The organism is Okeania sp. SIO1H4, from assembly GCF_010672695.1.
In the GTDB taxonomy this organism is placed as follows: domain Bacteria; phylum Cyanobacteriota; class Cyanobacteriia; order Cyanobacteriales; family Microcoleaceae; genus Okeania; species Okeania hirsuta.
In genome coordinates, this window is sequence record NZ_JAAHGB010000051.1 from 1 (window position 1) to 19,462 (window position 19,462).

A 19,462-nucleotide genomic window follows, 5' to 3' on the forward strand; every position below is an offset into this window, starting at 1 on the left:
ATAGAGAGAAAAGTAGCGTTAGCGTCAAATGTGAACATACAATATCTGGCGTGAAGAGATATAATGCAGGGAGAGGATTGTATCGAAATCACATTAAAGATGCGCGACGATCGCTTCATGTTCACTGCGGCTGGACTCTGGAATTTCTACTTAATGGCAGGATAATTTAATCAGTGAAAACCAGAATTTTCCCATTTCACTTTAAGGTTTTATTTCGCGACAAGTCTAATGTTATTTCAAGTTCAGTAGCATCAGCATAATAAATAGTGCGAGCATCTTGCTCGCAATTAATGAAGAGGGAATAATATCATGTCCGCATTTAGAGCATCCAAGGTGGAGCTTCTTCCAATTCCATTTCTATTTGAGCTTCATCTCGAGTTTCATCAATATTAAGTATGACTAACTCGTTATCTGGGGTGCGGATTTTTATATTTAGCGATCTTAAACCTGTAGTTGAATTAATATAGCCTTCGTATTTAGATCCTATAGGTAATTCTGATAAAATTTCCTCTATTTTTTCAATTAATTTTTCAGAATTACGATAATACTTTGTTGCATCTGCAACTATTTTATTCACCTTTTGCTGACCAATTTTTAGAGTACTAGCTAACTCCAGCACAAAACTATTTTCTTCTTCTGTTACTTTCTCATCTGCTATTGCGATTTTTACTGCTAAATCAAAAGCATTTTCTATTTCTTTTTCATCTTGAAGTGCTTGTTTTGCTGCCGAAAATAATGCTTCGTTATTTTCTGTACTAATAATTCTTAAAACTTTTTCTCTAGCTGCATCAACTTCTTTAGCGTTAAACCCTTTTTTTAGTAAAAAACCCTCTAAAATTTCTACTTCATTCATATCAATATCACCATCAACTGCCATGACCATTAAACCAATAGCAAAGATGGCTTCATTAGAGGTTAATTCCTCCGAACATTTTACTTGACTATTAAAAATATGTTCATACGACATAGATTTTCTTGAGACTATAAAATTTTAATTATATATAAATATAGGAATCAGTACAGGATTTGTCAAAGAATTAAAGTTATAGATAAATAATAGACATCTCCTCCAAAAGAGAGAACAGGGAACAGGCAAAATAGAGGGAAATTGATAATTTATGAATAAAAATTGATTTTATTTTTTCTTTTTGGAGATGTCTAATAAAGTCTAAAACTATTAGTACTTTTCCCTACTCCAGTGTTAATTCCAAAATATTTTTATCCGCAACCTAGAATAACCTTCTCTAACTAAGCCAGAAGTTGTTTTTGTAACGGGTATTTTGACCAACCCTCCAAAAACATTTCGCCAATCAAGGCGGGGTTTTAGACCCAATTATTTTGATAAATAAAATAAATAAATTAACTTTTAGACAAACGTTCCACTGGATTTCCTCCTAATAGTTTATGAGCATCTTGAAGAATATCCGGAATTTTTTCGGCATGGGGACTATTGGCCAGGCATTTGCTCAGGTCATATTTTTCTAATTCTTCAGCATTTGCACCAGGAAACCAGTGGCTACCATTACCCAATAAGTTATAGCGCATTTTACTGTATTCGACCATATCGTAGGCGATCGCTAGATTTCTTAACCATAAAATCACAGGGATATTGATATTTCCAGGAGTCTCTTCTAGAGAGGGCAAACCAATGTCCCAGGTTTTGAACCAATTTTCTCCTAGTTGAGCGATCGCTTCTTGCTCTAGTCTTGCCAATATTGATGGTAATATCTCATCAGCTCGATCTAACAATTCAATTGTTTTGAGATGTTCGTCAAAATCTGTTGGTTGTGATGCACCCACACTCAATGTATGCACTTGAGGATGACTCAAACAAAATAGATCGTTAAATACCATCGGGCTGAGTGGATAGCATAAATCTACTAATTTCTGTGGTGGTTGATACAGTTTACCTCCTTTATTAGAGGGGCTAATAATAAATACTCCCATATCAAAGCGATTAGCAGCCTCTATTGCTGGCCAATTATTTTGATTAATGTAGTACCAGTGTAAGTTAACATAGTCAAATTCATTTGTTTCTATAGTTTTAACTATGACATCAGTCGGCCCGTGAGTAGAAAAACCAATAAATCTGACTTTGCCCTGTATTTGTAATTTTCTCGCCACATCCAGACAACCTCCTGGCCTAATTGAGTAATGGAGTAGTTCTAATGTATTAATCCCATGTATGCCTAGCAAATCAATATATTCTAGTTGCAAAAATTGGAGCGACTGCTGTAACTTACTTTGGAATTCTTGAGGATCGGCGCTTGGGCTAACTTTTGTCTGGACAATCAGTTTTTCCCGTGGTAGCTTGGGTAAAATTTCTCCAAGCTGCATCTCGGATGTACCATAACCACGAGCGGTTTCTATGTGGTTAATTCCGCATTCTAGGGAGCGACGAATTGTATTTTCTAAGTTTTGTTGATTATTTGGTGGGATTTGATTTTTTGGCACATCTTGCCATTTATATTGATACCTCATTCCACCGCAGGAAAATACTGGCATTGGTAATTCTGTTCGCCCAAAGCGTCGATACTGCATCATTATTAATAATCTTTCTGAAGTTACATTGAGGGATCTTCTACTACTTCTATATTATTCATGGTAAAATTAGTTCTGGCTAGGGACCCGTAATATTTTCTTGCTGCTTCGTCATAAGCAACAGCCGCATCTTTTTCTACATCAAAGCGACCTAAACGTATTTGTTTTTTGTACACTTTGATTTCAGCAATCCATTTTCGTTTATCTTTACACCAGTACACTCCCCGATATTTAGATGAATGTTTGACGCTAGGTCTCCTGTGCATTCGCGCACTTCCTTTGACTAGGCGTAAATTCTCTCGTCGATTATCTAGTTTGTTGTGATTAATATGATAAACAGATACACCCATAGGAGCGTCCATAATCACTCTGTGCATATAAACTGTGGTTCTTTTGCCATCTTTCTTGATTGTTCTGGCAGCAAAACCATCTATCAAATACCATTTATGTTTTGATAATTCCTCATAGTCTTGTTCATCAACTATTACTACCTGTCCTCTGGTAATCAAGATTTCTTTTGACATTTTTTCGGCCTTCTCATTAAATTAATAAAGTTATTATTCTCCCTTGTTTATCTGAATTAAGAGAGTAGAATACAAAACATTTGAGGCCAGTACGGAGTATGTATGTTTTTTAGAACATTTTATTTAACTTTTTATCTCTCTAGCTACAGCTAGATTATTTTGTCTGACTGCACCCCATTTGTCATTAATAGATCAACACAAATTGATTTATTTTTTTCATTGTCTATGTCTATAAGTTGATAAGTTTAAGTTATGACTCTTATGGTCAATTTTTTTGTTTAGTGAATCTTTATTGTATTTATTCTTTAGTAGGTGTAGTTTGATTTTCTTTGTTTATCACCCCCCGAATTATAGCTACTTTTAACCTGTCTATAAGTTTTTGCTACTAATTAAGACTTCATCTATAAAATCAATGATAATCCCACCTTAAATTTTTTGCCACTTTCTAGAAATAAATTAAGTAAATTAGCGGAGTCATAGAATGATATTTCACGAAAGTAGAAATATCCTAACTTCTATTGATAGTCTCTATAGCCTTTCTAGATTGATGTTCAATCAATAGGAGTTTAAAGTTGGCTACTGTCGATTAGGTTGTATAAATTATTCTTCAGATACTATAGCACAGATAAGGAGGATGAAGCATGGTTAAGTCTATTACTTTATCATTTTCTTTGTGGGTTTAATACCCCACCGTCAACGGGGGTGTTCACACATTACTTGGGGGAGCGAATCCCCATGTAATTTTCCTCCTGTCTCCTGTCTCCTGTCTCCTGTCTCCTTCTTCTAGAGTAATTAAAGCATCTATAACCCCTTTTTCCTGAAGTTTTTGATTTATAAATTTTTTTTTAAAAAAAAATAGATTTATTATAAATGTAGAACATGGTAAATTTTGGGCGCTATGTATCAAATTGTAAATTAGCTCAAAAGTTTATATTGATTGCCTTTAGGGTTTTTTTGATTAAAAATGCAACGTCTTTTTTCTAGCCTGCTCTACTTAGGTAAGAATAAAAAGTTATTAATTTGAAAAAAATCATTTCATAAAGTTATATGGAATAGCATAATGCAAATAAATATTCTCAAAAACAAGAACTTTCAAAACTCATAGGAAAGTTATTACAACAAGCAGGTTTAATCACAGGAAACCAAGTATAATAAATTTTGCAATATCAACGTAGTAACTATCACCTAAGATTTGGATAAATTGCTGTAATGTGGAGAATAACTAATCAATAAACTGTAGATTTATTCGTATACATATTTGCTCAACTAATTACGGATAATCATAAAAAAACAGTTGGTGAGTATCTGAAATTAGCAAAATTATTGAATGAGAAACAAATATATTCTATCTTGGTAGAACAGAGTCAAACAAATTTACGTTTTGGAGAGGTCGCAGTACAAAAAGGATGGGTGAGGCAAGAAACAATTGATTTTGTATTGCGGTACATTAAAGATGAATTTATTCCTGCTGTATAAAGCTAAACAGTTTTTTGATTCAGTGAAGTACATAACTTCTGCTTTTTGCTTTTATCTCTGTTTTGTCACTTTCGGAGAGGGCGATATTTACATCTGTTACAGGTTGGACATATTTTATATTTTATATTAGGAAATAAAGTAGCGATAGAACTCCGTTCCGCTGACATGATCGCTCTCTAGAGAATAGGTCTGAAACTTAGAAATTACAAGTCTTTTCCAAGAAGGATATGTCATATTTGACTATATTTTTATGAACTATCTGTACTCTACTCTCAATAAACATCTGGCTAAAAAAAATAGACTTTTTGTAGAAGTAGGCAATAGCTCATCTGCTCCAGAAGGCAAAGGGAAAGAAACTTTATGAGATAAAAACACAAAAAATGAGGCATTGCTGAGGGATGGGATGAATATAAGTAGGTGGACATCCGGCCGGCCCGAAAATATAAGAAATGGGCAAGATACCTATTCCACAAAACTATTAAAATCATCCTGCATTTATGCAACGCCAAAATGCTATCCACATATAACTTCCGGAGATATCTAATAAACACTTTTGTTCTGCTCAATGTCCTCCAACTACTACATTTTTAATCATCAAGTGGGGACTGCCAATACTTACAGGCAAAGGTGCTTGACCTGCTTTACCACAACTACCACTATTGTAAGTAGAATCATTACCGATCGCTTCAATATCTTTGAGAGTTTGAAATACATTCCCTGTCAAAGTAATATTACTGACAGCTTCAGCAATTTTTCCATTACGAATCATATAACCTTCTGCCGCAGCAAATGTAAACATTTCTCCATTAGTTTGGCCACCTAGACTTCCTATGGCATAAACCCCTCGATCGATATCTTTAATCATTTCCTCAACAGGGCGATCGCCTGTTTCAATCGCTGTATTAGTCATCCTGACAATAGGTGGATACATTGCATTTATAGCTCTAGCATTTCCTGTAGGTGTTTCTCTCATTTTTCCAGAAGTTTCTCGATTATGCAGACGAGTTGTTAATACTCCATTTTTGATTAAATATTTGCGCTGTCCAGGAACACCTTCATCGTCATATTTTATAGAACCACTCAAACCATCAATAGTAGCATCATCTATTACATTCAACTTTTCTATACCTATTGGTTTACCTAATTTTAGTAACTCTTTCATCTGGGGGTTCTCATAAATAGAGTCTGCCTCAGAAAGATGACCAAAAGCTTCGTGAATAAATACACCTGCCATATAAGGGTCTAACAATACAGTATATTGTCCACCTTTAACGGGTTTTGCCTCTAGTTGACGGATGGCCTGTTCTGCTGCCCCGATAACTTGGTTATCAATGTCGCAGAGAGTGTGATAATCTGTACGAGAACTGATATATTTGATGCCCTGTTTAACTAAACTGCCTACTCCACAAGCAATGGCTCTGAATTTGCTATTGACATCTAGGCGTTCTTGTGCTATGCAACTTCCGATAGAATTGACAAAATAAGTAATAGCAAAGCGATCGCGATAACTGACATTTGTGGTCTGAATTCGAGGATCGAAGTGTAGCAATAATTGATTGTAGGTTTCAATTAATTGTCGCTTTTCTTCTAAAGATATGTCACGGGGGTCGCGGCCAAATTTGACTACTACATAATCTTGAATAGGTTCAATGGGAGCTAGCTGAGTATTTTCTTTTCCTATTAAATAAGCGTGAGAAATTGCTTCTTCGATTCTATTTGATAGTTCTGAAATATTGTTGAAAGTAACGAAACTCCATCCTCCTTTGTGGCAAGTACGAATACTTCCGGCAAGGGAAAAATGAGAGTTAATTGTATTTAATTGTAGGGCAGAAAATGAAATAGTAGTTGATTCACTTTGTTCTAGGCGAATTTCTAGATAATCGACATGATTACTGTAATTATAAATTTTATTTTGTAATTGCTCTAGAAGAGAATTATTTTTTGTGAGTTTTGTAGTCATTATCTATTTTTATGCTGATATTATTTGTTCTTGAATCAAATAAATTTGATGAAAGTTTGTAGTTATTATTCACTTTCTTACTTGAAAATGTTACTGCTGGCTTATAGTAGCTCGTTCGGATATTATTTATAATAATAAATGTTTGTATGAAACACCAGTGGAACCTAATTAGAGAATACCTGAAAATCTTAATTTCATCTTAGTTAGGATTGTAGAATGCTTGTACATACATTTTTGAGTTATGAATGAAAGCTGAAATAATCAATGTAATAAACACAGCTTGGCAATTTCTAGAAGGTAATAGCAGATTCATGTCTTGGAATCTATTTTTAGCTTGATTTACTGTGGCCATGAGTTTTTGGTTGTTTTCCAAACCTCGCTCCATTTTTATACGATGGGGAGTTTTATTACTATTGGGTGCTAGTTTATTGCCAAATATAAATAGAGTTGTGGCCTATGGCAGTAAATTGAACATTGAAGTGGCGATCGCTATTACTTTAGTATTAATAATTTTAGATATATGTTGATTACGTCGTCCCCAGCATTCTTCTTTATCATTTTCTTTGTGGGTTTAATACCCCACCCTCTACACGGTGTTCACGCATTACTTGGGGGAGCGAATCCCCATGTAATTTTCCTCCTGTCTCCTGTCTCCTGTCTCCTGTCTCCTTCTTCAATGTGGTGGTTTTGTTTATTAATTTTTATCGCTTTTTTACCTAATGCTCCTTATGTATTAACTGATATTATTCATCTCGATCAAGATATTCGTCAAAGTAATTCTGTATGGGTTTTGACTTTAGCAGTAGTTCCCCAATATTTGTTATTTATGTTTATTGGGTTTGAAGCTTATGTTCTTTCTTTAATTAATTTGGGCTACTATTTACAGCGACAAAGTTGGAGTAATTTTATTCTGGGAATAGAGTTAATTATTCATTGTCTTTCTGCTATTGGTATTTATCTGGGAAGGTTCAAACGTTTTAATAGTTGGGATATAGTTACTAATCCTAATACTTTGATAAAAAGTGTTTATAGCGATATGTTTGGTCAAGGTCTTATTGGGTGCATCTCAATGTAAGAATAAAGCCAAAAATTTATCGCTTTTAGGCAACAGCTCATCTGGCAACAGGGGATATATAGGAAAAAAGTATTTTTGCAAATATGAGATGCACCCGTCCTATTTTAGTAATATTAATTACTTTTATAGTTATTTTTAGTTTGTATTGGCTAATGAAATTAGTAACTTTAGCTATACTGCAACAATATCAAATAAATCAAGCAGAGGAAAAAAAATTCTAGAGCTTCACCAAAATTTTAGTCAGGTATTTCAGTCTTTAAATTGACTATTTAATTTACTATTTATTGTGCTAGAAAATTAAAATAATGAAGAGGGTCAATTTAGAGTAAGATTCAAACCTTCTTCTAATTTAATTGCATTTTTTTTGAAGTCACAGCGGTTTTCACTCATGTTGACTGCAAAGCTTCTGCCTTCTGCCTTTAAGTAAAAATCTCTGTATTTTATGTTAATGAAAACTGCTATAGCAATCCTATTTTATTCGTGTCAAAAATCTTACTGCTTTTTAGGGAACACTTAACTGGGAACACTTAACTGGTAAGAGTTTCAGTTTTTTTATTTACTTTTTGATTACCCGCAACCTATTTAGGATTGCTATATAAACCAAAAATATAGGGAAGAAATATCTAGGAAAGACTAAAGTTTATGTAGTTAACATTTGATTTTTATTCAAAATTGAAGCAAGTCATTTCAGTTATCAGTTATCAGTAGCTCTACCTGTTTGTGCAGCATTCCGCAGGAAAGTCAGAGGCTGGAAATATTGAACTTTATTTTCTCTTGGTCGATTGGATATGGGGCAGGTTTCCTCGCCATCCCACCCTACGGGAAGCTGCGCTAACGACCGCTTTTTCATCCCCTTGAAAGGAGAGGCTTGAGACCTTATTTTTTGGTTAAAAAAACTATTAACTTTTAGGAAATTTCATTACTTATTTGGGAAATATAAGTAGCTTTAATTAGCAATATATGGGCATGGTTTAAATCCTTTATCACCCTGTTTTTTTTGATTTTTTATATATATCACCATGTATTTACAGATGAAAAATTATAGGTTATAATCTATATTAATTAACTGTTAGAAAATCAAACATGAATAAATTTAACAATAAACTTTGGAATAGTTTTTTGCAGATTGCTCAACCGTATTTTTATCCACTAGAACCGGGGGGAAACAAAGTCTTTTTAGGATTATTATTTCTGCTTTTAATGTTTTTATTTGCTGCTGTTTTTTTAGTTGTTAGTTTGATTTGCTTGGTTAATGAAGCTATATTTGGTGAGTCATTTAATAGTATTGCTCCTGGTTTAGTCAATACAATTCACAATATTATTAATTCGCACTGGATATTTGTTATTGCTTTAATGGTTGTCGTTCCTGCCATTGGTTTTTGGTACTATAAAAAACAGCTTATCCCACGTTGGCAGCCTTGGGCATTGTTAAGTTTGTTACTATTATTATCTCTGTCAGTTAGTGGTTTAAATGTAATTATTAGCTATGTAGGCAACTTTTTTACAACTGCATTATCTGAAAAAGACCAACCTACATTTTGGCGGTTCTTATATGTTTATGCTGGGGTTTTTATTGTTGGTACTCCTATAGTTGTTATTTACACGTATACAAGGCAAAAACTAGGACTTTACTGGCGAGAGTGGATGACAAATAAGTTTCTAAATAACTACTTAGAAAATAGGTCATATTATGAAATAGATTCAAAGGGGAAAATTGATAATCCAGACCAAAGAATTGCAGAGGATATTAAATCTTTCACTAACCAAAGTTTATTTTTTCTCCTCACAATTCTCAACTCAATAATTGACGTTATTTCCTTCACAGGAATTCTGTGGTCAATATCAATACCACTCTCAATATTTCTTATTATTTATGCTGTGGCAGGAACATTAGTAGCAGTAATTTTTGGCAGAAAATTAATTCCTTTAAATTTCTACCAACTCAAACGAGAAGCAGACTTTCGTTATGGATTAGTTCATATCCGCGACCATGCCGAATCAATTGCTTTTTATCGAGGAGAAGAGCAAGAATTATCTCAAATTAGACAAAGATTTACTCAGGTTTTTAATAATTTTAATTTGCTGATTGGGTGGCAAAGAAATGTAGATTACTTTACTACAGGTTATCGATATGCAGTAATTATTTTGCCTTCTTTAATTATGGCTCCTATTTATTTTGCAGGTGAGATTAAATTTGGAGATATTAGTCAGGCAGGTTTTGCCTTTAGTCAGGTTTTAGGAGCTTTTTCTTTAGTAGTTAGTCAAATCGACAACTTAACTAATTTTGCGGCTGGTATTAACCGTTTGGATAAATTTAGAGAAACATTAGAAGATACTAGAAAAGTATCAGAAGTAGGAACTAGAGAAATTGATGTAACAGAAAGTTCTAGATTAGCGTTAGAAAATATTACTTTAAATACTCCTTTAAATCACGAAGAAATTAATGAAAGTCAAAAGACTCTGGTGAAAAATTTATCAGTAGCAGTAAAGTCAGGTCAAGGATTATTAATTGTCGGAAAAAGTGGAGCAGGTAAAAGTTCTTTATTAAGAGGAATAGCAGGTTTATGGACATCGGGTACGGGTCGTTTAGTACGCCCGAATTTGGAGGAAATATTATTTCTACCTCAGCGCCCTTATATGATTTTAGGAAGTTTACGAGAACAGTTGTTATACCCTCAAGTTAACCAAGATTTTGATGAGTATGAATTAAGAAAAATTTTGAAATTGGTTAACTTAGAAGATTTACCAGATAGATTAGATGGTTTTGATGTGGAGTTACCATGGGAAAATGTTTTATCTTTGGGAGAGCAACAACGTTTAGCCTTTGCAAGACTATTATTAATTAAGCCCAATTATGCAATTTTAGATGAAGCTACCAGCGCTTTAGACCTACAAAATGAAGCGGAACTTTATGAAAAATTACAAGCAACTCAAACAACATTTGTCAGTGTAGGACATCGTTTAAGTTTGTTGAAATATCATCAACAAGTTTTAGAATTAACAGGTGATGCTAATTGGCGAGTATTATCAGCAGAAGATTATCAAGCAGAAGCTAGTTCATTTAATTAATAAAGGAAGAAGGAAGAAGAAAGAAGGAAGAAGGAATAAATCTTTAACCTTTGGTATGAATACTGTTGATATCGTTTGTATAAAAACTATATTCTGCACTTCAAAATGTAGGATTAAAAATCAGGATTCAGGAAAAAACTAGAGTTAGGAAATATCTACTTTTTCCTGATTTCAAATTTTTTTACTTCTTAATACCAAGCGTGAAAAAAGAATGTTACAAATAGTTTCGCTCCTTTAGAGGTGAAATAATTTCCTGAAATTACTGTCGTGTCAAAGTTTTGAGTCCTAAAAATATTACTTTTAACTTTTAACTTCCGTGAAATGGTTCAAAAAATTAGTATTTTAGGCGCATAGTTGCGCAGAATAATCCCTTGATTATTCTTCCTCCTACCTGCTCTATAATTCCCATTTATCCTGTCTCCTACCCTTACCCATAAGACTTTTTCAGCAAACCCTACCTACCCTTTGACAGCTCCTGCAGTAATACCTTGAACAATTCGACGTTGAGCTATTAATACCAAAATTAACAAAGGAAATGTGCCTATTACTGTTGCAGCAGCAATTGGTCCGTAGGGAATTTCAAATACAGAAGTACCCCCTATCTGAGCAACGGCAACGGGAATAGTGTACATTTCGGAACGAGTAATAAAAGTCAGAGCAAAAATAAACTCATTCCAGGCAAAAATAAAGGTTAAAATTCCTGTGGTTACTAATGCTGGAATTGTTAGAGGTAAGACGATATTCCACAACATAGAAATTGTGTTGTAACCATCTATTTTGGCTGAGTCTTCTAAATCTTTTGGTAACTGTTGGAAAAAACTTCTTAAGACCAGAATTGTCAGGGGTAAATTTATCCCAGTGTAAGGAATAATTAGGGAGATATAGTTATTACCTAAACCAAGAGACTTAATAATTTCTAACAGACCCAAAAATAATAATACATAGGGAAACAGACTGACTATTAAAACGCAGGCAATAATGATATTTTCTCCAGGGAGTTTTAACCGTGCCAAAGTATAAGCAGCAGGCGCTCCTATTCCTAGACAAATAACTGTTGAAATAATAGACACAAAAGCACTATTAAAAACATAGCGGAGAAAACCCAAACCCAAACTAAGATAGTGGTCAAAAGTTAATTGGTTGGGAGCGGGGAAATAGATATTAGGAACTGCTGATATTGCCTCATTTGTTTTGAAAGAAGTTAGTAATTGCCATAAAACAGGAGCTAGGAAAAATATGACAATTAACACCACACTTACCCATAGAATTATTCTGTCTGTTTTGATTGATGATCGATTTTTTAATATAGACATTTTTGATTCCTCATTCAAAAACTTGTTTATCACTTATTATCCAAATATCATATATAGCACTACGAATTTAGGTTAGGACATTTATAAATTCTCAAACTCAGTCAGATATTACTTTTGACTTTTGACTTTTGAATTGCGCGTAGTGCTATAACTTCCGCGTAGCGGTACTAGCGATCGCTACGGCAAGAATTAATAGTAGAAATGTTACTACTACTAAAGAAGCTCCATAACCAAAGTCTAAATAACGTCTAATAGTGGCATATATATAGATAGAAACAGTTTCTGTTTTTCCAGCAGGTCCACCTCCAGTCATTACTTGTACCAGGTCAAAAGTACCAAATGCTTGAGCAAATCTGAATAACAAAGCAATTACTATTTGTGGGATTAATAATGGGATTGTAATTTGTCGAAAACTTTGAATAGAGTTAGCACCATCAATAGCATGAGCTTCGTATAAATCAGAAGAAATAGATTGTAATCCTGCTAATAAAATGATGGCTATAAAAGGCGTTGTTTTCCAAACATCAGCAATAATCATTGCTAACATTGCTCTGAATGGGTCGCCTAACCAAGTAATATTAGTTTGAATTAATCCTAAACGGAAAAGTAGGTCATTAACTATGCCAAATTGGTCATTAAAAATCCATGCCCAAGCTAATCCCATAACTGCGGTTGGTAATGACCAAGGAATGAGACTAACAGTACGAACAAAACCTCGTCCTCGGAATGATTTATCTAAGATAAGAGCGATACTCATTCCTAATATTAATTCTAGAAAAATGGAGATGGTTGTAAATATTGTGGTGTTCCATAAACTTTGCCAAAAACGACCATCATTTAACATTCGACTGTAGTTTGTTAAGCCGGAAAAAATAGGTTTTAATTCAGTACCTAAATTTTCTGTGAATAGACTTAGCAAAAAAGCTCGACCAATGGGATAAACAAATACGAATAGCAATACTAGAATAGCTGGTAAAATCAAGAGCCATCCTGTTAATTTTTCTCTTTTTTCAATTGTGTTTATTGTCATTAATTTATACTGTTTTTGAGCAATAAGTTGGGAATAACTAATAGCTTTTTGTCACTGGATTACACAGCTAATACCATTTCTGAATAATAATGCTATATTTGATGACCATCTTTCCACTCCCTACCTCCCCACTACAAAGAGCAAACTTCAAGTATCATTTTAGTTATATAGGTTCAAAATAGGAGTATCTTTAATTCTAAAAATAGCTCCAAAATTATAATTATCTTTGCCGTTATGGGTTTAATATCAAATCTGCTTAATTCGGTATAAAAAAATGTTCCATCTGAGCGCCATTGCCAAATCTTTCTCAATATTCCCCTCCTGGGAGGGGTTAGGGGTGGGTCCCCACCTCCCCACACTGCCCATCTCCTTCTTCAAGTTCCTAACAAAGCACGAGTTTCTGCTGCGGCACCTTTCATTGCTAATTCTGGAGTACGGGAACCAGTTAGGGCAGCGCTAAGATAACGTTGTAAAATATCTGAAGCTTGAGCATATTGAGCAATGGGAGGACGTAAAACAGAATTTTCAACTACTGGAAATAAGTTTGGTAAGTAAGGAAATTCTGCTACTAGAATCTTGTCATTAAAAAGTGATTTTCTGGCAGGAACAAGACCTGTTTCTAAAATCAACTTACGTTGAACTTCTGGTTTGTTGAAGTATTGAATAACTTCCCATGCTTCCTCTGGATGTTTTGTACTTTTAACTATTCCTAACCCCCATCCACCTGAACAAGCTCCACTTTCTTTTCCTGAAGCATGAACCATTGGTTTAATAGCAAAATTTCCGGCTATTTCTGATTTTGATGCTAATGGATATACATAAGGCCAATTGCGTAGAAAAACTGTCTTACCACTTTGGAATAAACGACGAGTTTCTTCTTCTGCATAAGTTGTTACTCCAGGAGGAGAAATTCCTGCGGTAATAGTTGTGCGTAAAAAGTCTACTGCTTCTATCGCTTCTGGTCGATCTAATCCTACTTCATTTGTTTCTGAATTTACCCAAAAACCTCCATAACCTTTGAGAATTTCGATAAACATTGCGGATAAACCTTCATATTGTTTACCTTGCCAAAGGTATCCCCATTCAACTAATCCTTGCTGTTGTAATTCTTGTGATATTTTGATTAGCTCCTCAAAGGTATTAGGAGGTTCAAATCCACCTTTTTTTAATAAGTCCGTGCGATAATAAAGCATTCCTCCATTAGAGATTAATGGCATCCAATAAAGTTTATTTTTGTAAGTTCCTCCTTCTATATCTCCTGACAAATATGTTTCTTCTAATTGTTGTTTATCAATTTTTTCAGAAAGGTCTTGTAACCAGTTAGCAGCAGCAAATTTTGGCACCCAAACTGTATCCATATAAGCTAGATCATATGGTGAATCTCCTAGTAAAAAAGAGGATGTATAAAGGTCTTCTACTAAATTAGTATCCTTAGGAGCTTTGACAATTTCTAAGTTAATATTTGGGTGACTTTTGTTAAAGTCTATTTGAATTGGTTCTAATTGAGTAGCTGTGATAGCTGACATTAATACTTGGATAGTTACAGGTTTTTCCTGGGTCAGTGCAGGTGAAATTGAGCTATATAAAATACCCAGAAAAGTTGCTAAAATTAAAATGGTTATTTGGAATTTTTTTTTAGTCTAATTATCAGGAATTTTAACCAGCCATTAACTTTGGGTTTTAGTTTTTCTAGAGTAGGGTTTAAAAATTTAGTATGTTTCATTATTTTGGTAAATTAAAGAGTGAAAAATGGCTGATAGTTTTTAATAAAAGAGTTGACTAAAAAGAAATTTTGACTATATTTATCTAACTATAAGCTATTAGAAAATGACATTAGTAAATAAAGCAAGATTTTCTATTATAATAGACTTGTACTTAATTTACGATGATACATTGCTTTGGATTACAACTTTGATTGGAATCCGGCCAAAGAAAAACAAAATATTCGCAAACATCAATTAAATTTTCGTTTGGCATCAACTGTTTTCCGCGATCCTTATCAATTAACAATCTACGATGAAGAACATAGTCAAGATGAAGATAGATGGATTACTATGGGCTTAGATGAAACAGGTATTTTAAGGGTTGTTATCCATACCTTTAAAGAAATCAATAAATTCTCCTATCTAAATTCGGATTATTTCAGCTCGTAAAGCTACTTTAACTGAAACTCAAGTTTATCAAAAGAGGCAATTATGAAATCAGAATACGATTTTTCCCAAGCAGAACAAGGCAAGTTTTACCATCCCGATGCTAAGTTTCATTACTCCATTTATCTCGAACCAGATGTCGAACAATTTATCACTAAAATTGCTGAACAGAGAAAAATTGACGTACAAATTTTAGTCTATGAATGGTTGAGAAATCATATTAAAAATATGACTATCGAGTAAAATCATTCTTCCAAAGCATCCCAAAGTTCAGACATCTATATAATACTTCTATCTCTCAAACCATGATTGCTAACCAAAACACAAATTATATTCCTCCTGAAGAATATCTCACAGAAGAAGAACTCAATCCTGTCAAACACGAATATATTGATGGACAAGTATATGCAATGGCAGGTGCTAGTGATGCCCATGTCACCATTGCTGGAAACTTATTTGCACTGTTAAGAAATTATCTCCGAGGTAGTGGTTGTCGTGTCTATATGTCAGACATGAAAGCTCATATAGAAACTACCAATACATTCTATTATCCTGATGTGATGGTAACTTGCGACACCAGAGATAAAGCTTTGCCAAATCATAAAAAATATCCTTGTTTAATAGTGGAAGTTTTATCGGAAAGCACAGAAGCATTCGATCGCGGTGATAAATTTGCCAACTATCAGCAATTACCAACCTTGCAAGAATACGTTTTAATTAACCAAAAACGCCAGCGTTTAGAATGTTTCTGTCGCAACGCTGAAGGTCTTTGGGTATTGCGCACTTACACTCAAGGCAGTGAAATTCACCTGGCAAGTATTAACTTTCGGACTAGCATTGATAATTTGTATGAAGATGTAACTTTTGGAGAAACTCCGTAGATTTTTTTTCTGATTCTACCACATCAAAACTTTGATAAAAAACTTGCTAATTATAATAGATACTCAAGAGTCAACTATGAAATTAAAAGATTTAGAACCCCAACTTTTGGCACTAACTCCAACAGAAAAATTTCAAGCTATCCAACTTTTAACTCAAAGTTTAGCTAGTAATTGGTCTGGCATTGAAAAGACCTCCGGTGTTTGTGGTGGTAGCGCCTGTATTGCTGGTACTCGCATTCCTGTTTGGGTATTAGTTAATGCTCGTCGTTTGGGTGTGAGTGAGTCGGAATTGCTGCAAGACTATCCCAGTCTCCAAGCAGCGGATCTAGTTAATGCTTGGACTTATGCTGAGATATATTCTCAGGATATTGAGTTAGCTATTCGAGAAAATGAGGAGATTTAATACCAATTCTCAAAAACTTTGCTATACTTGGATTTTCTATTTCTAAATACTATTTATTGATCTAATTTTAGAGATAGTTAACCTCTGGGGTTTTTCCAGTTATTTTTACCATCTTCCAACCGTAGCATTACTTTTGAGAAACGGTATAACCTATGGTACGTCTCTATGCTGATGAACAGTTTCCTAGACGAGTTGTAGAATTGCTAAGAACTTTTGGTCACGATGTTCTCACAGTACAAGAAGCAGGATTAGCTAATCAAAAGATTCCCGATCTAGAGGTACTAGCTTTTGCTACTCAAAATGAACGTGCAGTTTTAACTTTAAATAGAGTTGATTTTTTTCGACTGCATCGTACCTTATCAAATCATGGAGGTATTATTGCTTGCAAAGATGATTTTGACAGAGAAAGAATGGCTAACAGAATTAATGATGCAATTTCTGCTCAAGAAACATTAACAGGTCAATTGATTCGAGTTAAACGCCCACAGCAATAAAACTTGTTATGATAAAAATCACCAAACACATATCAAAAAATATTAAACAAAAATGGCACCAAACCAAACCAAGGTCTAAATTTATTCTCGGTTTTGTACTATTGTGCTTGAGTGTCAGAGCGCTCCCTCTGTTTGCCCCCATTCGCCCTCAAGACATTACTCAAAACCAACAAACCCTAGAATTTATCGATCGCAACGGTTTGCCACTCGGCACCATCCTCACCCGCGACCAAGAAAATACTGTAGTCGTCTCCCTAGAACAAATTTCACCCCTATTTATCAACGCCATCATCGCAGCGGAAGACAAAAGGTATTATCAACACGGCGCTCTAGACATAAAAGCAATAGGGCGATCGCTCCTCGAAGCTATCCAAGCTAAACAAATAGTTAGTGGAGCTTCCACTATCACCATGCAACTTGCTCGAATGTTAGACCCCACACCCCGCACCCTGGGCAACAAAGTTCGTGAAATTTGGCTATCTTGGCGCATCACAGCAGGTATGAACAAAAATCAAATCCTGCAAGCATACATCAACCGCTTACCCATGGGAGGAAACATCTATGGCGTAGAAGCAGCATCCCGCGCTTATTTTGGCATCTCAGCTACGGACCTCAACCTTGCCCAAGCTACTATTCTCGCGGCCTTACCAAATGACCCCACTGACCTGAACCCTTACTATAATTGGAGTCTCCTCAAACAACGCCAAATTTACATTCTTAAGCGCATGGTTGAAGACAATTATATTACCAGTGCTGAAGCTGAAAAAGTACTTGCAGAAAAAATAACTCTACAACCAAAAAATCAAGGTATTATTGCTGCGCCACACTTTCTATTTTGGTTATCTCAAAATCAATCTACTGCCATAAATCAAAACTTATCTACAACAACAACTCCTACAGTTATTCGTACTACTATTGACCGACCTTTACAACAATTTGTTACTACCCAAGTCCAACAAGTAATTCAAAATCTTACCCCTTATAATGTGCATCATGCTGCTGCTATTGTAATTAATAATCAGACTGGAGAAGTATTAGCTTATGTAGGTTCTCCTGATTATTTTAATACTCAAAAAATGGGTAGTAATGATGGAGTACAAGCACTACGTCAACCAGGTTCAACTTTAAAGCCTTTTTTGTATCAATTAGCATTAGAAAATCAAGTAATTAATCCGAATACTATTTTGCCAGACGTACCGACATATTATGCAATTCCTGGAGCCAAACTTTATAGCCCTACTAATTATAATCAAGATAGATTTTTAGGACCTGTTATTGTCAGGGTTGCTTTAGCAAATTCTCTGAATATTCCGGCAGTAAGAGTATTAGAAAAAGTAGGAGTAAAGCAATTTTTAAACCGTCTACATCAATTAGGTTTTACACATTTACAAGCCTCACCAGAACATTATGGTTTAGGCTTAAGTTTAGGCAGTGGGGAAGTCAGTTTATGGGAGTTGGCAAAAGCTTATTCAATTATGGCAAGACAAGGAGAAGTTATTCCTGTCGTTACAACTATTCCTAGTAAAACTTACCCACTTTTTCAACATAAAAAAAATCAAGACATCTCCCTACTACCTCAAGCAGAATCAAAATGGATGTTAATCGCAAATATGTTAAGCGATACTCATGCAAGAGCAGCAGAATTTGGAGTGAATTCGGCTTTAAATTTGCCATTTCCAGCAGCAGTAAAAACTGGTACTTCCTCAGATTTTCGTGATACTTGGACAGTAGGTTTTACTAATGATTATACTGTGGCGGTTTGGGTGGGTAATTTTAGTGGGGAATCTATGGTGCAAATATCAGGAGTTATGGGTGCTGCACCTTTATGGAATAGGATTATGTTACATTTGCACGAAAAGAAGGAAGCGACAGCTTTTCCACCGCCAAAAAATATGGTTCAACGCCCGGTTTGTACAATTTCTGGGTTGCGTCCGAAATCTGATTGTCCGTCGGTAATAACAGAGTATTTTTATCCAGAAAAGTTGAGAGAATATGAGCATTTATCTGCTCTTTATTCGGTGGAAAATTTGCCTGATGAATATAATGAATGGTTGGCAAAACAGAGTAAATCTAGTTTGGTTTCTGATGAGTTAAAAATTTTGTTTCCTCAAGAAGATGATTATTTTTTAATGGATGATGTTGGAGGAGAGAAAAAATTAGAATTTAAGTTGGCGAACTCACGGGAAAATTCTGTGGAATGGTGGTTGAATGGAGAGAAATTAGCTGTTAATTTTGATAATTCTTTATTTTGGAAATTATCTCCCGGTAAATGGACTTTAGAAGTACGTTCAGCAGATATTATAGACAGAGTGAATTTTGAAGTTAAATTGCCGAATAAGTCTCCTTATAATGGGTTTTCTATTCGTATAAGGAGTCAGGAGTCAGGAGTCAGGAGTCAGGAGTCAGGAGGAAAAAAGTAAGGAAGAGCAAGGGTGAATATCTACTTGAAGAAGGAGACAGGAGACAGGAGACAGGAGACAGGAGGAAAATTACATGGGGATAGTCAACGAAGGGCCGCTCCGCGTCTACGCTCCCCCAAGTAATGC

At 34.7% G+C, this 19,462-nt stretch carries 20 protein-coding genes; 10 read left to right on the forward strand and 10 right to left on the reverse strand.

Annotation, left to right across the window (positions count from 1 at the left end; all coding sequences use genetic code 11):
- Positions 1–319: 319 nt before the first annotated feature.
- From F6K06_RS24575 to F6K06_RS24590, 4 genes are all read right to left on the reverse strand, one after another.
- Entirely contained in the window at positions 320–967 is a 648-nt protein-coding gene (locus F6K06_RS24575) for a tellurite resistance TerB family protein (RefSeq protein WP_124147514.1), read from the reverse strand.
- Between the two features lie 392 nt (positions 968–1,359).
- Positions 1,360–2,541 (reverse strand): aldo/keto reductase, encoded by a 1,182-nt coding sequence (locus tag F6K06_RS24580; RefSeq protein ID WP_124147520.1) that lies wholly within the window; start codon positions 2,539–2,541, stop codon positions 1,360–1,362.
- 23 nt (positions 2,542–2,564) lie between these two features.
- Entirely contained in the window at positions 2,565–3,065 is a 501-nt protein-coding gene (locus F6K06_RS24585; protein WP_124147515.1) for an AP2 domain-containing protein, read from the reverse strand.
- A gap of 706 nt (positions 3,066–3,771) precedes the next feature.
- Positions 3,772–3,972 (reverse strand): hypothetical protein, encoded by a 201-nt coding sequence (locus F6K06_RS24590; RefSeq protein ID WP_287243317.1) that lies wholly within the window; start codon positions 3,970–3,972, stop codon positions 3,772–3,774.
- A gap of 416 nt (positions 3,973–4,388) precedes the next feature.
- Between F6K06_RS24590 and F6K06_RS24595 the strand changes: the two genes are divergently transcribed.
- Positions 4,389–4,541, forward strand: coding sequence for a hypothetical protein (locus tag F6K06_RS24595; RefSeq protein WP_161564734.1), 153 nt, complete (start codon positions 4,389–4,391; stop codon positions 4,539–4,541).
- 562 nt (positions 4,542–5,103) lie between these two features.
- Here F6K06_RS24595 and F6K06_RS24600 read toward each other — a convergent pair.
- Positions 5,104–6,501, reverse strand: a complete 1,398-nt coding sequence (locus F6K06_RS24600; RefSeq protein WP_124147517.1) for a TldD/PmbA family protein — start codon at positions 6,499–6,501, stop codon at positions 5,104–5,106.
- Between the two features lie 344 nt (positions 6,502–6,845).
- Here F6K06_RS24600 and F6K06_RS24605 point away from each other — a divergent pair, with 344 nt between their 5' ends.
- On the forward strand, positions 6,846–7,028 hold the full coding sequence (locus F6K06_RS24605) for a hypothetical protein (protein WP_124147518.1): 183 nt from the start codon (positions 6,846–6,848) through the stop codon (positions 7,026–7,028).
- A 27-nt stretch (positions 7,029–7,055) separates the two neighbouring features.
- Here F6K06_RS24605 and F6K06_RS24610 read toward each other — a convergent pair whose 3' ends face one another.
- Positions 7,056–7,178: a hypothetical protein gene (locus F6K06_RS24610; RefSeq protein ID WP_275670463.1), complete on the reverse strand. Its 123-nt coding sequence runs from the start codon at positions 7,176–7,178 to the stop codon at positions 7,056–7,058.
- On the opposite strand from F6K06_RS24610, the gene F6K06_RS24615 reads away from it, so the two are divergent.
- Complete coding sequence (locus tag F6K06_RS24615; protein WP_240039189.1) at positions 7,178–7,576, forward strand: DUF1361 domain-containing protein; 399 nt, start codon at positions 7,178–7,180, stop codon at positions 7,574–7,576. The genes F6K06_RS24610 and F6K06_RS24615 overlap by 1 nt on opposite strands.
- Positions 7,577–8,659: 1,083 nt before the next feature.
- Positions 8,660–10,645 (forward strand): ABC transporter ATP-binding protein/permease, encoded by a 1,986-nt coding sequence (locus F6K06_RS24620; RefSeq protein WP_287243319.1) that lies wholly within the window; start codon positions 8,660–8,662, stop codon positions 10,643–10,645.
- Between the two features lie 458 nt (positions 10,646–11,103).
- On the opposite strand, the gene F6K06_RS24625 is transcribed toward F6K06_RS24620, so the two are convergent.
- The 4 genes from F6K06_RS24625 to F6K06_RS24640 all read right to left on the reverse strand — a co-directional run bounded on the left by F6K06_RS24625 (position 11,104) and on the right by F6K06_RS24640 (position 14,514).
- Entirely contained in the window at positions 11,104–11,958 is an 855-nt protein-coding gene (locus tag F6K06_RS24625) for a carbohydrate ABC transporter permease (protein ID WP_124145909.1), read from the reverse strand.
- Between the two features lie 145 nt (positions 11,959–12,103).
- Positions 12,104–12,988, reverse strand: a complete 885-nt coding sequence (locus F6K06_RS24630; protein WP_124145908.1) for a carbohydrate ABC transporter permease — start codon at positions 12,986–12,988, stop codon at positions 12,104–12,106.
- Between the two features lie 246 nt (positions 12,989–13,234).
- Positions 13,235–13,366: a hypothetical protein gene (locus F6K06_RS24635; protein WP_287308889.1), complete on the reverse strand. Its 132-nt coding sequence runs from the start codon at positions 13,364–13,366 to the stop codon at positions 13,235–13,237.
- The gene (locus F6K06_RS24640) at positions 13,363–14,514 is read right to left on the reverse strand and encodes an ABC transporter substrate-binding protein (RefSeq protein WP_287243322.1); all 1,152 of its coding nucleotides are present in this window, start codon (positions 14,512–14,514) and stop codon (positions 13,363–13,365) included. The genes F6K06_RS24635 and F6K06_RS24640 overlap by 4 nt, the downstream gene beginning before the upstream one ends.
- A gap of 372 nt (positions 14,515–14,886) precedes the next feature.
- On the opposite strand from F6K06_RS24640, the gene F6K06_RS24645 reads away from it, so the two are divergent.
- The 6 genes from F6K06_RS24645 (at position 14,887) to pbpC (ending at position 19,336) form a co-directional block, all read left to right on the forward strand.
- Positions 14,887–15,141 carry a BrnT family toxin gene (locus F6K06_RS24645; protein WP_205127441.1) on the forward strand — a complete coding sequence of 85 codons (255 nt, stop codon included), beginning with the start codon at positions 14,887–14,889 and terminating at the stop codon, positions 15,139–15,141.
- A gap of 42 nt (positions 15,142–15,183) precedes the next feature.
- A complete protein-coding gene (locus F6K06_RS24650) occupies positions 15,184–15,381 on the forward strand; it encodes a hypothetical protein (RefSeq protein WP_124145906.1) in 198 nt (65 codons plus the stop codon).
- 62 nt (positions 15,382–15,443) lie between these two features.
- Entirely contained in the window at positions 15,444–16,019 is a 576-nt protein-coding gene (locus tag F6K06_RS24655) for a Uma2 family endonuclease (RefSeq protein ID WP_287243324.1), read from the forward strand.
- A 76-nt stretch (positions 16,020–16,095) separates the two neighbouring features.
- Positions 16,096–16,422, forward strand: coding sequence for a DUF433 domain-containing protein (locus F6K06_RS24660; protein WP_287243325.1), 327 nt, complete (start codon positions 16,096–16,098; stop codon positions 16,420–16,422).
- Between the two features lie 152 nt (positions 16,423–16,574).
- Positions 16,575–16,916, forward strand: coding sequence for a DUF5615 family PIN-like protein (locus F6K06_RS24665; protein WP_287243326.1), 342 nt, complete (start codon positions 16,575–16,577; stop codon positions 16,914–16,916).
- Between the two features lie 8 nt (positions 16,917–16,924).
- A complete protein-coding gene (pbpC, locus tag F6K06_RS24670; RefSeq protein ID WP_287243327.1) occupies positions 16,925–19,336 on the forward strand; it encodes a penicillin-binding protein 1C in 2,412 nt (803 codons plus the stop codon).
- Positions 19,337–19,462 lie beyond the last annotated feature (126 nt).

What these genes read in the sequence shown, in the direction of transcription:
- F6K06_RS24575 (WP_124147514.1), bottom strand. Translation starts at nt 967, where the DNA reads ATGTCGTATGAACATATTTTTAATAGTCAAGTAAAATGTTCGGAGGAA.
- F6K06_RS24580 (WP_124147520.1), bottom strand. Translation starts at nt 2,541, where the DNA reads ATGCAGTATCGACGCTTTGGGCGAACAGAATTACCAATGCCAGTATTT.
- F6K06_RS24585 (WP_124147515.1), bottom strand. Translation starts at nt 3,065, where the DNA reads ATGTCAAAAGAAATCTTGATTACCAGAGGACAGGTAGTAATAGTTGAT.
- F6K06_RS24600 (WP_124147517.1), bottom strand. Translation starts at nt 6,501, where the DNA reads ATGACTACAAAACTCACAAAAAATAATTCTCTTCTAGAGCAATTACAA.
- F6K06_RS24615 (WP_240039189.1), top strand. Translation starts at nt 7,178, where the DNA reads ATGTGGTGGTTTTGTTTATTAATTTTTATCGCTTTTTTACCTAATGCT.
- F6K06_RS24620 (WP_287243319.1), top strand. Translation starts at nt 8,660, where the DNA reads ATGAATAAATTTAACAATAAACTTTGGAATAGTTTTTTGCAGATTGCT.
- F6K06_RS24625 (WP_124145909.1), bottom strand. Translation starts at nt 11,958, where the DNA reads ATGTCTATATTAAAAAATCGATCATCAATCAAAACAGACAGAATAATT.
- F6K06_RS24630 (WP_124145908.1), bottom strand. Translation starts at nt 12,988, where the DNA reads ATGACAATAAACACAATTGAAAAAAGAGAAAAATTAACAGGATGGCTC.
- F6K06_RS24640 (WP_287243322.1), bottom strand. Translation starts at nt 14,514, where the DNA reads ATGTCAGCTATCACAGCTACTCAATTAGAACCAATTCAAATAGACTTT.
- F6K06_RS24650 (WP_124145906.1), top strand. Translation starts at nt 15,184, where the DNA reads ATGAAATCAGAATACGATTTTTCCCAAGCAGAACAAGGCAAGTTTTAC.
- F6K06_RS24655 (WP_287243324.1), top strand. Translation starts at nt 15,444, where the DNA reads ATGATTGCTAACCAAAACACAAATTATATTCCTCCTGAAGAATATCTC.
- F6K06_RS24660 (WP_287243325.1), top strand. Translation starts at nt 16,096, where the DNA reads ATGAAATTAAAAGATTTAGAACCCCAACTTTTGGCACTAACTCCAACA.
- F6K06_RS24665 (WP_287243326.1), top strand. Translation starts at nt 16,575, where the DNA reads ATGGTACGTCTCTATGCTGATGAACAGTTTCCTAGACGAGTTGTAGAA.
- pbpC (WP_287243327.1), top strand. Translation starts at nt 16,925, where the DNA reads ATGATAAAAATCACCAAACACATATCAAAAAATATTAAACAAAAATGG.